A 14,469-nucleotide genomic window follows, 5' to 3' on the forward strand; every position below is an offset into this window, starting at 1 on the left:
CAAGGGGGACTTCCTGTGGGTCATGTGCTCACCTCCAATAACCGGGGAACATGCTGATGCGCCGCTTGAGGGCGATGGGTAGCCTGCGTTCCTGATGGCCCAGTCGATAGCCGAGCAACTTGAACGCACTGCGCACCAGTACTTCGGGTACGCGATGCAATGCACCGGCTGCGCGCAATGCTGCGAGCTCAGCCAGTACATAGCGTTTACCTTCTCCGCCGGCATCGCCGAATGCCTGGCGGATCCACGGCTCGCGACCGTAGAACACGCCAATGTCGAAGTAGCGGTGGAACTCATCCATGAGGCGGTAATCGTGGGAGTGATACACCTGCGCAGTCGCGGCGTAGCGCACCTTGTAGCCGTCGAGCAGCATCCGCGCGGCCACATAGGCGTCTTCGCTGCCGATCACATCGGCGGGGAAACCGCCGACGGCCTGCAAGGCGCTGCGTCGGTACACAGAAAACGAATCGGAGCTGAAGCAGGTCTTGATCCCCAGTTCCGGTGCATCGGCCAGGCTTTTGCTGCGGCTCTGGTCCGGGTAATTGAAATGCCGCGATTGCGCGCCCAACACCCCGGCGTCGGGATGCGGCAGTTGCCGGCCGTAGGCAACGCCGTTAAGCGGGTCTTCCTGCAGTTCGTGCAACAGGTTGGCGAAGGTCTCGGGCGTCGCCGGGATCGCGTCCTGGGTCATCACGATCAACGCGTCACCGTCCACTTGCTCGCTGGCCCAGCGCCGTGTGCCGCCATGGTTGAAATCTCGCGCGTCGATGACCTCGACCCGCGCGCCGAATTCGCGAAACCGGGCCACGGTGTCGTCGCTGGAGGCGCTGTCGACCACCAGCATCTCGTCCGGTTGCACGGTCTGCATTTTCAGCGCCGGCAGCAGTCGTGCCAGGTGGCTGGATGCGTTGCGGGTCGGGATGATCAACGAGGTGCGCATGTCACTTCTTCACTTCCGCTGGGGCGCGCCCGTAGATGTCGTCGAAGCGCACGATGTCGTCTTCGCCCAGGTACTCGCCGCTCTGCACTTCGATCATCACCAGGTCGATGATGCCGGGGTTGGTCAGGCGGTGCTTGTGCCCGGCCGGGATGTAGGTGGACTCATTGGCGTTGATCAGGAATTCGCGGTCGCCATTGGTGATCTGTGCCGCGCCGCTGACCACCACCCAGTGTTCGCTGCGGTGGTGATGCATCTGCAACGACAACGACGCTTGCGGCTTGACCACGATGCGCTTGATCTTGAACCGGCTGCTTTCCTCCAGCACGGTGTAAGTGCCCCATGGCCGCGTGACCGTGCGGTGCAGGCTGAACGCGGGATGGTTCTGGCGCTTGAGTTCGGCAACGATGTAGCGCACATCCTGGCTGCGGTTGGCATCGGCGATCAGCAGGGCATCGGGGGTATCGACGATGATCAGGTTTTTCACGCCCACGGCGCCGAGCACGCGTTTGGGCGAGTCGATGTAGCAGTTGTGCACGTCATGCAGGATCGCTTCGCCGTTGACCTGGTTGCCATGGGCGTCGCTGGGGGTGAGCTGGCGCAGGGCTTCCCAGGAACCGATGTCGCTCCAGCCGATGTCGCAGGGCACGACGGCCACTTGGTTGGACTTTTCCATCAAGGCCACATCAATGGAAATATCCGGCGCGCTGCCGAACGCCTCCGAGTCCAGTTCACGCTGGCGCGAGGTTTTGTTTTGCAGGTGCTGGCTGTGCTCCAGCGCCGCCCTCGCGGATGCCAGTACGTCTGGCGCATGGGTCGCCAGTTCATCCACCAGGGTGCTGGCCTTGAAGCAGAACATGCCAGCGTTCCACAGGTGCTTACCACCGTCGAGATAGCCTTGGGCGGTGGCCAGGTCGGGTTTTTCGACAAAGCGTTTGACCCGGTTGCCGGTGCTCAATGCTTCGCCTTTTTCGATGTAGCCGAAGCCGGTTTCCGGGTGATCGGGCTGAATGCCGAAGGTCACCAGGTAGCCGGCTTCAGCCAGGTCGCGGGCCTGTGTCACGGCTTGGGCGAACGCGACTTCATTCAAGATCAAATGATCGGCGGGCATCACCAGCAATTGGGCGTCGCCGCCAAAGTGTTCCTGCACATGCAGCGCGGCGACGGCGATGGCTGCCGCCGTATTGCGGCCGAACGGCTCCAGCAGCAGGTCCAGGGGCAGGTGGGCCTTGTTGACTCCGCGGTAGTCATCCAGGGTACGGAACAGCAAGTCGCGGTTGGTCACCGTGAGCACGCTTTCCACGCCGGGCAGTTTGGCGGCGCGCTGGAAGGTCTTTTGCAAAAGGCTCTGGCCGTCACGCATGCGCATGAAGGGCTTGGGCATATTCTGCCGAGACACCGGCCAGAGCCGTGTGCCTGAACCACCGGAAATAATGCAGGGAATTAATCCGTTGAGGGTGTTCATCAATACACTTCCTTGGTGGAAAGGACGGCCGGGATCGTCATGCAGACGATGTACAGGTCAAACCACACCGACCATTTGGAGATGTACTCCAGGTCGTATTCGACACGCTTCTGGATTTTGACCAGGGTATCGGTCTCACCCCGGTAGCCATTGATCTGCGCCCAGCCGGTGATGCCCGGCTTGACCCGATGCCGCGAACTGTATTCGCTCACCGCCACTTCAAACGGAATGCCCGCCGCTTTAGTCGCCGTGGCATGCGGGCGCGGACCGACCATGGACATATTGCCCAGCAGTACATTGAACAACTGCGGCAGTTCGTCGATGCTGGTTTTGCGGATGATGCGGCCGACCCGGGTGATACGCGGGTCTTCGCGGGTGGTCTGCTGCTCCGCCGTGAAGTCGCTCTGGTCGGTGAACATCGAGCGGAACTTGAACACGCGGATCTCATTGTCGTTGTAGCCATAGCGGTTCTGACGGAACAGCACCGGGCCCTTGGAATCGAGCTTGATCGCAATGGCTGTTACCAGCATCACCGGCGACAACGCCACCAGTGCCAGGCTGGCCAGCAGCAAATCTTCACAGCGTTTGATAAACGGCGACCACCCGCGCAACGGCAATTGCGAGGTGTTGAACATCAGGATGCCGCCTACGTCGGTGATGCGGCTGTGGCCGTAGCGCAGGGCGGCCATGTCCGGTACCAGCATCACGTTCACCGACATCTGCCGCAGGCGATTGACCAGCCCGTGAATACGTTGCTCGGCGGCCCAGGGCAGGCAGATCATCACTTGGTTGACCTGCTCGGCGCGGATCAGTTTTTCGAGGTCGCGGGTGTTGCCAAGCAACGGCAGTCTGCTGAGTTCCTTGGGAATGCGCTCGGTGCGGTCGTCGATAAAACCGATCAGGCCGGAGCGGATATCGCCGTTGCGTTGCAGGTGGTCGGCAACATGCACGGCGGTGTCCGTGAAGCCCAGGATCACCGTGCGTTGCAGGTATTTGCCCTTGCGCATCAGGTTGCGATACAGACGCAGCACCCCCAGGCGCTCCACACAGAACAAGCCCAGGCTGGCGATGTACCAGACCACCAGGTTGCGTGGGGTCAATTGTGGGAAGAACTGCAGGATCTGGTACATGAACAGCAAGATGCAGAACGCTGCGGACCACGCCACGATATTGCTGCGCAGGCGCAGGCGATTACTGAAAAGCTCCTCGGAATAGATCCCCAGGGCTTGAAACAAAATAATGGTCAGGATCGCGAAAAACAGCAGCAGGCCGAGGAAGTGGGAACGCATTTCATGGGCCAGCGGGTCGATGAAAAGCACCAGGACCAGAGGCGGCAAGATCGCAGTGAAGCCGTGGACCAATTTGACGAAAACTACAAAAAACTCAACAAAGCCCGCACGGGTCAGAAACAGGCTATCGACCGACGACTTCTCGCGCATAAAAACATCCCTCATCGCACTCCAAGCTCGTTCGAGGGTTTGATCCGACAGGCAGTGGCTGCTTATCAGGGCAAGTCGAACGACGGCTACTTCTGGGTAAAACGCAACCATTCATTCACGTGGAACCATCCAAATGAAGGAGATCGGTGGGGGCAGTTGATGCAGGATGTTTTATTTTTTTGAATTAGTCAATAACTTGACTTTTTCAGTGTAGATACAAATTTCAACTTGTAAATAATTATTATGCGTCATTTTTTTGGCTTTCCTTGTCCTGGCACAGCGTGGACGGGTTTGATTTTGAGTGTAGAAACAAATGTGGGAGTTTTCCTGTTCGAGTGGAAAACCTTTTCAAGCAGAGGTAGGAAAAGGGGCAAGAGGTAGCAGGGCGCGTTGAACCCGCTGCCGGCATTGCTGAAATGTATCCAGCACAATTTTTTGTGGGCACAAGACCCGCCGATTAATCTGAGGGCTTTCCTGGCTGGATGGCGTGAACATGATCGACGTGGCAACCCTGGCGGTTTTTTCAGGCGCTGTTTTGCTGTTGCTGTTGTCACCGGGGCCGAACATGGCGTTTGTTATCAGTCATGGTGTGAGTCATGGCTGGCGCGGTGGCGTGGCTTCCAGCCTGGGGATCTGCGTAGCGGATGTGCTGTTGACGGTATTGACCGCCACCGGCCTGACCGCGTTGGTAGCGAGCTGGCCGCCGTCGTTTGATTTGATTCGCTACGCCGGGGTGATCTATTTGTTGTGGCTGGCGTACAAGACGTTGCAAAAAAATGCCGGTCTGGACGTGGCCCAGGTTTGTCGTGTGCGTTTGGGGCAAGTGTTCCTGCAGGCCATGCTCAACAGTTTGCTCAATCCCAAGGCGCTGCTGTTTTTCATGGTGTTCCTGCCCCAGTTCGTCAGGCCCGAGGCAGGATCCATCGCGATCCAATTGTTGGTGTTGGGAGGCGTCCTGACCCTGATCGCGGGCGTGTTTCATGTATTGCTGGGGATTTTTGGCGGTGCGCTCAGCCGATTTTTTGCCGGGACCAGCCAGAGCGCCAGGCTCCAGAAGTGGGGCCTGGCGACGGTACTGATGCTCTTGGCTGCGCGGTTGGCGGTGATGTCACGCCCAGCCTGAGCAGTTGCATCAGCTCAAACGCGCGGCTGCCCGGGCCACAATTTCACCACGCACCCGACGCGACTCCACCGTGCGTTTCTGCGCTTCTTCCAGCACATGCTGGGGCGCGGTGTCGGGGCTGCCGGAGTCGAACGGCGGCGCCGGTGCGTATTCAATCTGCAACTGCACTAACTGTGCGGCGGCTTCGCTGTACAACTCAGCGGCCAGGGTCAGGGCAAAGTCGATCCCGGCAGTGATGCCACCTCCGGTCAGCAAATTGCCGTCACGCACCACGCGTGCCTGCACCGGGATCGCGCCGAGCGGGGCGAGTAAATCGTGATAAGCCCAGTGGGTGGTGGCCTTGCGTCCGCGCAGCAGACCCGCCGCGCCGAGCACCAGCGAGCCGGTGCACACCGACGTCACGTAGCGCGCCGTTTGCGCCTGCTCCTTGAGAAAGTCCAGGGTCTGCGGGTCTTCCATCAACGCGCCCACGCCTGCACCGCCGGGCACGCAAATCACATCCAGGCGCGGGCAATCGGCATAGGTCATGGTCGGCGTGAACACCAGGCCGGTGCTGGAAGTGACCGGCGCCAGGTCTTTCCATACCAGGTGCAGCTTCACATCCGGCAGTGAGCCCAGCACGTCATAGGGACCGGTCAGGTCCAGTTGCTGGATGCCGGGGAACAACAGAAAGCCGATCTGCAAAGTCATGGATGAAGCTCCAGAAGAAGGGGTGGACGGCTTCACTCTAGAGGCCTAGGCTCTGGCGTATACGCCATTAAAGCCACAGATCACGCCAATCATGCCTCGAATCATCCACGTGCTCGCTTTCGATAATGCACAAGTGCTCGACGTCACCGGGCCGTTGCAGGTGTTTGCCTCTACCAACGACCTTGCCCGTCAGCGCGGCTTGCCGCTGCCCTACGCGGTATCGGTGATTGCTGCCCAGGCAGAGCCGGTGAAGACCTCCGCCGGCCTGGCATTGCTGGCCGAACCGCTGCCGCCCGCCGACAGGCCCGGCGACACCTTGGTGATTGCCGGTGGCTGGGGCGTTTATGGCGCTGCTGAAGACCCGGTTCTGGTCGATTGGGTACGCGAAAAAGCCCGGCACACCCGGCGCATGGCCTCGGTATGTACCGGCGCCTTTCTGCTGGCCGCCAGTGGCGTGCTCGATGGCTGCCGCGTGGCCACGCATTGGACCCGCTGCGAAGAACTGGCGCGCAAGTTTCCTGCGCTGACCGTGGAGGCCAATCCGATTTTCATCCAGCAGGGCTCCGTATGGACCTCCGCCGGTGTGACGGCCGGTATCGACTTGTGCCTGGCTCTGGTGGAGGAGGACCTGGGCCGCGCCGTTGCCCTGGAGGTTGCGCGGCACCTCGTGGTTTTCCTCAAGCGCCCAGGCGGGCAATCGCAGTTCAGCGTGGCGCTGTCGTTGCAAAAGGGCGATAGCCGTTTTGCCGAGTTGCACGCCTGGATCGCAGAAAACCTGAGCCTGGACCTCAACCTTTCAACCCTGGCCGCCAAGGCGTGTATGAGCGAACGCAGTTTTGTCCGCCATTACCGTGCTGAAACCGGGCAAACCCCGGCGCGGGCGGTCGAATTGATCCGGGTGGAGGCCGCTCGCCGGCAACTGGCCGACAGTACGACGCCTATCAAACGCATTGCCGTGCAATGCGGGTTCGGCTGTGAAGAAACCCTGCGCCGCAGTTTTCTACGGGCGCTGTCCGTGACGCCGCAGGCTTACCGCGAGCGTTTTTCGCCGGTGTCATAAGCGAGCAATTCCAGCAAGGCAGCCAGGGTCGCTTGCGGTGCTTCCTGTGGAATGTTGTGGCCCACGCCGGGCAAGACTTCACGCCGGTAAAAAGCGCTGAAGTGCTCCACATCGTCATCTTCCACCGGAGCAGGCCCTACACCATCATCGGCACCACACAGTGAAATACTGGGCACCGAGATCGGCGGTTGCAGCGCGAGCGCCTGCTCGATGGATTCCAGCGCCGGGTCACCAGGTGCATACATGAAACGGTGGCGGTAGGAATGAATCACCACCTCGACAAAATCCGGGTTATCAAACGACGGCGCGGTCTTGTCGTAGAGGCTCGGCCCTTCGGCCCACGTCGGCGACCACAGCCGCCACAGCAGTTCGCACAGCGCGTGGCGATTGGCGGTCAGACCGTCCACGCCACGCTGGGTGTGAAAATAGAACTGGTACCACAACCGATGCTCGGTCTGCGGCGCACGCGGTGTGAGCGAACGGGCGATGTTCTGGATGTTGTAGCCATCCCCCGTCACCAACCCGCGCACGCGTTCGGGCCACAACGCCGCGACAATACACGCCGCCCGTCCGCCCCAGTCGTAGCCTGCCAATGTCGCTCGCGGGATAGACAACGCATCCATGAAATCCAGCAGATCCTTGGCCAACGCCGCCTGCTGCCCGGAGCGCATCACCTGATCGTGGATAAACCGCGTCGGACCATAACCACGCAGGTACGGCACCAGCACCCGGTAGCCGCGCTCGGCTAATGGCGGTGCAATTTCATCGTAGCCGCGAGGATCGTAGGGGAAACCATGCAGCAGGATCACCGGCTCGCCATCTTCCGCGCCGTGGGCTTCATAGGCTACATCGAGCATGGGGGTGCGCACAGAGAGCAGCGGGGCGGTCGTGGTCATGGTGGGCTCCGATGAATGGGCTCTGATGGGGGCCTAGGGCCCTCAGACTCTAGACGAAACATCAGGGCTGCCAGACGGTTTTCTCTCCGCTGAGCTTGCGATCCAAAAACGTCGCCGCACTGATCAGCGCCAAATGGCTCAACGCCTGTGGGGTATTACCCAAATGCCGGGCCTGGCTGTCAAACTCTTCGGCATACAAACCCAGCGGGTTGGCGTAGCGCAGCAATTGCTCGAATTCCAGATGGGCCTTGTCCACCTGCCCGGCACGGGCCAGGCATTCGACATACCAGAACGAGCATGCGGCAAACGCACCTTCGGTGCCTTGCAGGCCGTCAATCTGGCTGTCGTCGTTACGATAGCGGTACACCATGCCGTCGCGTACCAGGCTTTTCTGGATCGCTTCCAGGGTCGACAACCAGCGCGGGTCGGTGGCGGCGACGAAGCGCACCAAGGGCATCAACAGCATTGAGCCGTCCAGCGCCGTGCTGCCGATGTGCTGCACAAAATGCCCGCGCTCCTCGTTCCAGAAGTTACTCCAGATGTCGGCATAGATCGCCTGGCGGGTCTGGTCCCAGCGGGCGAACGGGGCGGGCAGCGAGCGTTTGGAGGCCAGGCGGATCGCGCGGTCCAAGGCCACCCAGCACATCAGCCGTGAATGCAGAAAGTGATGTTGCTCACCGCGCATTTCCCAGATACCGACGTCCTTCTGATTCCAGATTTCACACACCTGGTCGGCCACTTCCACCGTGTGTTTCCAACCTTCGTGGGAAATGGCCTCACCGTATTTGTTGACCAGGTACACCGCATCCATCAATTCGCCGTAGATATCCAGCTGGATCTGATCGAACGCTTCGTTGCCGACCCGCACCGGCTTGGCGCCGCCATGGCCATCCAGGTGATCCAGCTCGACCTCGGGCAACTCCTGGCGGCCGTCGATACCATAGAGGATATTGATTTTGGTCGGTTGGCTGCAGCAGTCACTGACCCGACCCTTGAGCCAGCGCATGTAGGCGTTGGCTTCCTCGACAAAGCCCAGGCGCATGAAGGCGTAGACAGTGAACGAGGCATCCCGGATCCAGGTGTAGCGGTAATCCCAGTTACGTTCGCCGCCCGGTGTTTCCGGCAGGCCGAAGGTGGCGGCGGCAATGATTGCGCCGTGCTTGCGTGAGGTCAGAAGCTTCAACGCCAAGGCCGAGCGGTTGACCATTTCGCGCCAGCGCCCCCGGTAATTGGACTGGGCAATCCAGCCGCGCCAGAACTTCAAGGTGCGCTCCAGGTAAAGGTCGGTACAGGCATTGGTGACGCGCGGATCGTCTGCAGCGCCCAGTACGAATTCGGCGCCTTGTTCCTGGTTCAAGGTAAAACGCGCGACCGCCGAATGGTCCTCGAGTGTCAACGGATGGCTGCCGACCAGACGCAGGCCAGGCTGGCCGTCGGCGGCAAACAGCACGCTGCCATCGTCGGCGCTGGCGTGTGTTGGCGTCCTGGCATAGTCATGGCGCACGGCGCAGCGCAGGTGGATCGTGGCCTTGCCGCTGACCACTCGCACTCGGCGAATCAGCAGCGGCAAGTCGTCGACGTCTTCACTGACGGCCAGCATATCGGTGATCTCCACCACGGCTTCGTCGCTGAGCCAGCGGGTCTGCAATACGTTGGTGTCGGGCAGGTAGATTTGTTCGCGGCGGGCGTCGGGCAAGTCCGGGGTGAGCTGGAAAGCACCCGCCTCGGGCGTACCCAGCAGCGAGCAAAAGATTGACGGGCTGTCGAACTCCGGCCAGCAGAAAAAATCGATGCTGCCCTTGTCGTTGACCAGTGCGGCGCTGCGCATATCGCCAATGATGCCGTGGGCGTCGATGGCACTTTGAGGTTCGTTCTTGAAATCAACCATTGCCGCGAAACTCCGGATAAAGGCTCATGCCGCCATCAATGAACAGGGTGCTGCCGACCACATAGTCCGAAGCATCACTGGCCAGCCAGACCACTGCGTTGGCCACGTCCTCCACGTCGCCGACCCTCCCGTAGGGAATCAGCTTGAGCAGTTCTTTTTCAGCCGCGCCTTCGGTGGCCGCACGATTGATCGCCGTACGAATCGCTCCCGGTGCAATGCCGTTGATGCGGATGCGTTGCTCACTGACTTCCTGGGCGAGGGTGCGCATCAGCATCTCCACGCCGCCCTTGGACGCCGCGTAATTCACGTGGCCGGCCCAAGGGATCACCTGATGCACCGAACTCATGTGGATGATTTTGCCGGCGGCCCGCGACACGCCGTCACGCACGCCCTGTCGATTGAAAATACGCACGGCCGCACGGGCACACAGGAACTGGCCGGTGAGGTTGACGCCGATCACGGTATTCCAGTCCTCAAGGGTCATGTCCACCAGGTTGGCGTCTTTTTGCAGGCCGGAGTTGGCGACAAGGATGTCGAGGTGGCCGAAGGCGTCGAGCGTTTGGGCGAACAGGCGTTCGACATCGGCCTCCTTGGATACGTCGCCGCCGATAGCAATCGCTCGGCCGCCGTCGGCGTTGATCTGCGCCGCCAACGCTTCAGCGGGCGCGGCCTGGGAGTTGTAATTGAGCACTACGGCCGCACCGGCTTCGGCCAGGGCTTTGGCCGCCCCGGCACCGATCCCGGAGCTGGCGCCGGTGACCAGGGCCACCTGTTGCTGCAAGGAAATCTGCATTGCCCACCCACCGTTCTAAGAGAGTCCTTTCTGAGGACAGGGGCTGCGGCCTACAAGTTCAGCTTTAACCTGAACGATGGCAGGCAATTGCCCTGCTTAATAGGAAGCATTATTATTCACGCCCCGCCTTCCCAGTGCTCACGCGATGATTCCCCAGCCGCCCCGCAGAACAGGCTTTTTCGAGCACTACGAAGAGTTGATCGGCACCTGGACACGTCGCCTGAGAAATCGTCAGCAGGCCGAAGACCTGGCTCACGACACCTTTGTTCGGGTGCTTGAGTCGAGTTCCACAGAGGTTGAGCAGCCGCGTGCCTATCTGCATCAAACGGCGCGCAACATCGCAGTGGACACCTATCGCCGCGAGGACCGTCGCGAGGCTTTGGCTCTGGATGCCGTTGATCAGCGCTCGTCCCACAATGGAGACCCGGAGCATTACGTGCACGCGATCCAGTTGGCGGACTCCGTCGAGCGGGCCTTGGCCGAGTTGCCGCTCAACTGCCGCAGGATTTTCATCTGGCAGAAAATCGAGGGCCTGACCCAGCAGGAAATCGCGGACCGCCTGGGGTTGTCTAAAAACATGGTGGAAAAGTATATGATCCGCACCCTGCGGCATCTGCGTGACCGCCTGGATGCGATGGCCCCATGACCCGTTTTGAAACAGGATCTTCCACGATGGATAGCCGTGCTCGCGACGAAGCCGCGCAATGGTTCGTACGCCTGCAAGACGCCGAGCTGAGCGACGAAGAGCGCCAATGTTTCGATGCGTGGCGTGCGCAGCGGCCCGAGCACCAATACGAATTCGATGTGCTGCAAGGGGTGTGGAACGCTACGGACCTGTTGCCCAAGGCGCGCTTGCAGGCGCTATGCGAGACCCCGGTGAAGCGGCCCAAGCATCGCGCCGTCTTGCGTTACGCGGCGGCCGCGAGTGTGGTGGCGGTCGCCTTGGGATTGGGCCTGTTCAGCGGACTTGATCATCCAAAGCCTTACAGCGCCGAGTTCAGCACACACGTGGGCGAGCACCGGCAGGTGGCCTTGCCCGACGGTTCGATGATGGACCTGAACAGCCGCAGCGTGGTTGCGGTGCATTATGAAAAAGGCCGGCGCGCTGTGGAACTCAAGCAGGGCGAAGCGATGTTCAGCGTTGAACATGACACCAGCCGCCCGTTTGTGGTGGCGGCCGGGGCAGGGCAGGTGACTGTCACCGGCACACGTTTCGATGTACGCCGTGATGACGACCAGACCCGCGTCGCAGTCGAGGCCGGTACGGTCAAGGTACAAGGGCGCGCTTCGGATCAGATCGTGACGCTGACGGCGGGCCGCGGCACCCATGTCGATGCCTTGGGGCAAGTCTCCACTGCCTATGCGGTGAACCCCGATGAACTGACGGCCTGGCGCAGTGGGAAGCTGGTGTTCAACAACGCCCCACTGAGTGATGTAGCGCGGGAGGTATCGCGTTACCGCGAGCGGCCCTTGCGGGTTGGCACAGCAGCAGTTGGCAACCTGCGCTTGAGCAGCGTGTTCAAGTCCAGCGACACCGACGCGTTGCTTAAAGCCCTTCCGCACATCTTGCCGGTGACCGTGCGCGTTTTGCCGGATGGCAGCCAGGAAATTATTTCGCGCTGACATTCAGGTTTTTTTCGAGTTCTTCGTCTTCTCCTGCAACTGCAACTGGTTTGCATTAACGGATGCGCACTCTTGCGATCACAGGACTAGGTTCGACGTGAAAAAACTTGCCGTGAACAAAAATAAAATTTCCTGCTGGGCACCTCTCGCCTTGGCGCTTGCGGTCAGCGCCGCGCTGCCTGCAGCCTACGCCGCCGACGGTATCCACATCCGCGCCCAGCCTCTGGGCGCGGCGCTGAGCCAATTGGGCCGGCAGACTTCCCTGCAAGTGTTCTTCAGCCCCGACATGGTCGCGGGTAAACAAGCACCTGCCATTGACGGCAACCTTTCGCCGGAACAAGCCCTGCGCCAATTGCTGCAGGGCAGCGGCCTGGATTACCAGATCGACGCCGGTTCCGTGACCTTGCACCCAGTGAGCAGCGGCACCGGTGAAGCCGGTTCCCCGGTTGAACTGGGTGTTACCGATATCAAGGTAGTCGGCGACTGGCTGGGTGATGCCAATGCTGAAGTGGTGCAGAACCACCCGGGCGCACGCACGGTCGTGCGTCGCGAAGCCATGGTGGAGCAGGGCGCCATGAACGTTGGTGACGTGCTGCGTCGCATCCCTGGCGTACAGGTGCAGGAAGCCAATGGTACCGGCGGCAGTGATATTTCCCTCAACGTTGGTGTGCGCGGTCTGACTTCGCGCCTGTCGCCACGCTCCACCGTACTGATCGACGGCGTTCCGGCAGCGTTTGCCCCATACGGGCAGCCGCAGTTATCGATGGCGCCGATTTCCTCGGGCAACCTGGACAGCATCGACGTTGTGCGCGGCGCCGGCTCCGTGCGGTATGGGCCGCAAAACGTTGGCGGCGTGATCAACTTCGTAACCCGCGCCATTCCCGAGAAGTTCTCCGGTGACGTCGGTACCACCCTGGAAACCTCGGCCCATGGCGGCTGGAAACACATCGAAAATGCTTTCGTCGGCGGCACGGCAGACAACGGCATCGGCGCGGCATTGCTGTACTCAGGCGTCAAGGGCGACGGCTATCGCAACAGTAATAACTCCAACGATATCGATGATGTGATCTTCAAGACCCACTGGGCGCCGACCGATCAAGACGACTTCTCGCTGAGTTTCCATTACTACGACGCCAGCGCCGATATGCCCGGTGGCTTGACCCAGAAGCAGTTCGATGCCAACCCGTATCAATCGGTACGTGACTGGGACAATTTCAGCGGACGGCGCAAGGATGTGTCCTTCAAATACATCCGTCAGATCGATGACCGTACCCAGGCGGAAGTGTTGACCTACTACTCGGACAGTTTCCGTGGCAGCAACATCGCCAACCGCGACCTGAAAACCCTTGGCTCCTATCCGCGTACCTACTACACCTTCGGCATCGAACCACGGGTGTCCCATGTCTTCGACGTAGGCCCGAGCACCCAGGAAGTCAGTCTGGGTTACCGTTACCTCAAGGAAGGCATGCACGAGCAGGCGACCAGTCTCAACCTGGTCAACAATGTGCCGACGCCAGGCGGCCAAAATGACGGACATGTCTATCAGGACCGCACCGGCGGCACCGAGGCCAATGCGTTTTATATCGATAACAAAATCGATATCGGCAAGTGGACCATCACCCCGGGCATTCGCTTCGAAGACATCCGCACCGAATGGCACGACCGTCCGGTAGTCGCCCTTAACGGCAAGCGTACCGAGGAAAAACGCCGCGAGATCCACAACAACGAGCCGTTGCCGGCCCTGAGTGTGATGTACCACGTCTCCGATGCCTGGAAACTGTTCGCCAACTACGAAACCTCATTCGGCAGCCTGCAGTACTTTCAACTGGGCCAGGGGGGGACCGGCAACCAGACCGCCAACGGCCTGAACCCGGAAAAAGCCAAGACCTACGAGGTCGGCACGCGCTACAACGACAGCGTGTGGGGTGGCGAAGTGACGCTGTTCTACATCGACTTTTCGGATGAGTTGCAATACGTCAGCAACGACGTGGGCTGGACCAACCTCGGCGCCACCAAGCACACCGGTATCGAGGCGTCGGCCCACTACGACCTGTCCAACCTGGATGCGCGCCTGGACGGCCTGACCGCCAACGCCGGCTTCACTTTCACCAAGGCTACCTCCGAAGGTGACGTGCCCTTCAAAGGCCGTGATCTGCCGCTGTACTCCCGTGAAGTGGCAACCCTGGGCCTGCGTTACGACATCAACCACTGGACTCACAACCTGGATATCTACGCCCAGTCCGGCCAACGCGCACCCGGTACTGGCACCACCTACATCACCCAGGGCACAGCCGATGGCCAGTACGGTGATATCCCGGGTTATGTCTCGGTCAACGTGCGCAGCGGGTATGACTTCGGTGAGCAATTGTCCAACCTGAAGTTGGGTGTCGGCGTGAAAAACATCTTCGACCAGCAACACTACACGCGCTCCAGCGACAATAATGCCGGGTTGTACCTGGGCGAGCCTCGTACCTTCTTCGTGCAGGCCAGCGTCGGGTTCTAGACCTGAATTGAGCGAAAAATCGCCGCCTCCCCTGCACAGGGGCGTCGGCGAT

General features: G+C 60.7%; 12 protein-coding genes. 5 read left to right on the plus strand and 7 right to left on the minus strand.

Going from position 1 to position 14,469, the window contains the following annotated elements; genetic code table 11:
- Nucleotides 1–28 precede the first annotated feature (28 nt).
- From EXW71_RS28370 to EXW71_RS28380, 3 genes are read right to left on the minus strand one after another with little or no spacing between them, the layout of a single operon-like run.
- Complete coding sequence (locus tag EXW71_RS28370; protein ID WP_123715244.1) at nt 29–940, minus strand: glycosyltransferase family 2 protein; 912 nt, start codon at nt 938–940, stop codon at nt 29–31.
- Between the two features lies 1 nt (nt 941).
- Entirely contained in the window at nt 942–2,402 is a 1,461-nt protein-coding gene (locus EXW71_RS28375; RefSeq protein ID WP_123715245.1) for a mannose-1-phosphate guanylyltransferase/mannose-6-phosphate isomerase, read from the minus strand.
- The gene (locus EXW71_RS28380) at nt 2,402–3,841 is read right to left on the minus strand and encodes an undecaprenyl-phosphate glucose phosphotransferase (RefSeq protein WP_123715246.1); all 1,440 of its coding nucleotides are present in this window, start codon (nt 3,839–3,841) and stop codon (nt 2,402–2,404) included. Before EXW71_RS28380 ends, EXW71_RS28375 begins: the two co-directional genes overlap by 1 nt.
- A 493-nt stretch (nt 3,842–4,334) precedes the next feature.
- Between EXW71_RS28380 and EXW71_RS28385 the strand changes: the two genes are divergently transcribed.
- On the plus strand, nt 4,335–4,964 hold the full coding sequence (locus tag EXW71_RS28385) for a LysE family translocator (RefSeq protein WP_134660652.1): 630 nt from the start codon (nt 4,335–4,337) through the stop codon (nt 4,962–4,964).
- A gap of 9 nt (nt 4,965–4,973) precedes the next feature.
- Here the strand turns inward: EXW71_RS28385 and inhA are convergent, their stop codons facing one another.
- Nucleotides 4,974–5,654: an isonitrile hydratase gene (gene inhA, locus EXW71_RS28390; protein ID WP_123715248.1), complete on the minus strand. Its 681-nt coding sequence runs from the start codon at nt 5,652–5,654 to the stop codon at nt 4,974–4,976.
- 91 nt (nt 5,655–5,745) lie between these two features.
- On the opposite strand from inhA, the gene EXW71_RS28395 reads away from it, so the two are divergent.
- Nucleotides 5,746–6,714 (plus strand): GlxA family transcriptional regulator, encoded by a 969-nt coding sequence (locus EXW71_RS28395; protein WP_134660653.1) that lies wholly within the window; start codon nt 5,746–5,748, stop codon nt 6,712–6,714.
- Here EXW71_RS28395 and EXW71_RS28400 read toward each other — a convergent pair.
- From EXW71_RS28400 to EXW71_RS28410, 3 genes are all read right to left on the minus strand, one after another.
- The gene (locus EXW71_RS28400) at nt 6,684–7,610 is read right to left on the minus strand and encodes an alpha/beta fold hydrolase (protein ID WP_134660654.1); all 927 of its coding nucleotides are present in this window, start codon (nt 7,608–7,610) and stop codon (nt 6,684–6,686) included. The two genes, EXW71_RS28395 and EXW71_RS28400, sit on opposite strands and share 31 nt — an antisense overlap.
- Before the next feature lie 61 nt (nt 7,611–7,671).
- Entirely contained in the window at nt 7,672–9,498 is a 1,827-nt protein-coding gene (locus EXW71_RS28405) for a glycoside hydrolase family 15 protein (RefSeq protein ID WP_134660655.1), read from the minus strand.
- Entirely contained in the window at nt 9,491–10,291 is an 801-nt protein-coding gene (locus EXW71_RS28410) for a glucose 1-dehydrogenase (protein WP_134660656.1), read from the minus strand. Before EXW71_RS28410 ends, EXW71_RS28405 begins: the two co-directional genes overlap by 8 nt.
- A 145-nt stretch (nt 10,292–10,436) precedes the next feature.
- Between EXW71_RS28410 and EXW71_RS28415 the strand changes: the two genes are divergently transcribed.
- The 3 genes from EXW71_RS28415 to EXW71_RS28425 all read left to right on the plus strand — a co-directional run bounded on the left by EXW71_RS28415 (nt 10,437) and on the right by EXW71_RS28425 (nt 14,417).
- Nucleotides 10,437–10,937 (plus strand): sigma-70 family RNA polymerase sigma factor, encoded by a 501-nt coding sequence (locus EXW71_RS28415; protein ID WP_134660657.1) that lies wholly within the window; start codon nt 10,437–10,439, stop codon nt 10,935–10,937.
- A 26-nt stretch (nt 10,938–10,963) separates the two neighbouring features.
- On the plus strand, nt 10,964–11,914 hold the full coding sequence (locus tag EXW71_RS28420) for a FecR family protein (protein ID WP_134660658.1): 951 nt from the start codon (nt 10,964–10,966) through the stop codon (nt 11,912–11,914).
- 97 nt (nt 11,915–12,011) lie between these two features.
- Nucleotides 12,012–14,417 (plus strand): TonB-dependent receptor, encoded by a 2,406-nt coding sequence (locus EXW71_RS28425; RefSeq protein WP_134660659.1) that lies wholly within the window; start codon nt 12,012–12,014, stop codon nt 14,415–14,417.
- The last annotated feature ends 52 nt before the right edge of the window (nt 14,418–14,469 follow it).

The organism is Pseudomonas sp. BCA17 (genome assembly GCF_004519405.1).
In the GTDB taxonomy this organism is placed as follows: Bacteria; Pseudomonadota; Gammaproteobacteria; order Pseudomonadales; family Pseudomonadaceae; genus Aquipseudomonas.